This window comes from Leucobacter sp. M11 (genome assembly GCF_035726885.1).
Taxonomy (GTDB): domain Bacteria; phylum Actinomycetota; class Actinomycetes; order Actinomycetales; family Microbacteriaceae; genus JAPFRB01.
The window spans coordinates 40,482-41,310 of the sequence record NZ_JAPFRB010000003.1; the positions used below are offsets into that span (position 1 = coordinate 40,482).

The 829-nt window shown below is 76.1% G+C and carries 1 protein-coding gene; it reads left to right on the forward strand.

Going from position 1 to position 829, the window contains the following annotated elements:
• Positions 1-106: 106 nt before the first annotated feature.
• Positions 107-808, forward strand: coding sequence for a TetR/AcrR family transcriptional regulator (locus tag OOT08_RS08370; RefSeq protein WP_325092175.1), 702 nt, complete (start codon positions 107-109; stop codon positions 806-808).
• The last annotated feature ends 21 nt before the right edge of the window (positions 809-829 follow it).

The window sequence follows — 829 nt, forward strand, 5'->3', positions numbered from 1 at the left end:
CTGAGCGCGATGCGCCAGATCGCCGCGCAGCTCGGCGAGCGCTGATGCGGGCGTCGGCGTCGGTCTGGCGGGGCGCCACGAGCGGCCACGGATCTACACTGGGGGCATGAGCCCCGTCACCCGCGCCGCGTCCGGCGAGAAGCGGCCCCGGCCGCAGCTCAGTCAGCCCGTCATCATCGCGGCGGCCATTGAGCTCGTCGAGCGGGACGGCCCCGGTGCGCTCACGCTGCGCAGGCTGGGGGTCGCCCTCGGGGCCGACCACACCGCGGTGCTTCGGCACTTCTCCGGGAAGGACGAGCTGGAACTCGCGATGGTGAACCGGCTGCTGGAGGAGGCCCTCGCGGGCTTCCGCCCGAGCGCGCACTGGCGGCCCACCCTGGAAGACCTCGCCCGCCGCTTCCGCGCGGCCTATCGCCGGCACCCCGGGGTGGCCCGATTTTCGAGCGCGCGGGCGTCGTTTCGGCCCGCCGAAGTCGAGGCCGCCGAGATCATCGTCGCCGCCCTCCTCGCGGCGGGGTGCTCGGCGCAGCGGGCCGCGGACACGTACCGCGCGCTCGCGAACGCCGCGCTCGCCCTGAGCGCCTACGACGCGGCCGCGGCGGACCAGGGCGGCGACGGAAGCGAGGAACTCCTCCGGCTTCGGGACGCCGCCGGGGCCGCGCCCGAGACGCTCCCCGCGCTCAACCGGGTCGCCGAGCACCTGCCCGGGGCGGTGCGCGCCGATCCCTTCGAGACTGTGCTGGGCCTCCTCCTCGACGGGCTGGCCGCCCAGCTCCCCGAGGCTTCCTCAGGAGAGCGCCGGGGCTGAGCCGAGGGTGCGGCGGCTACC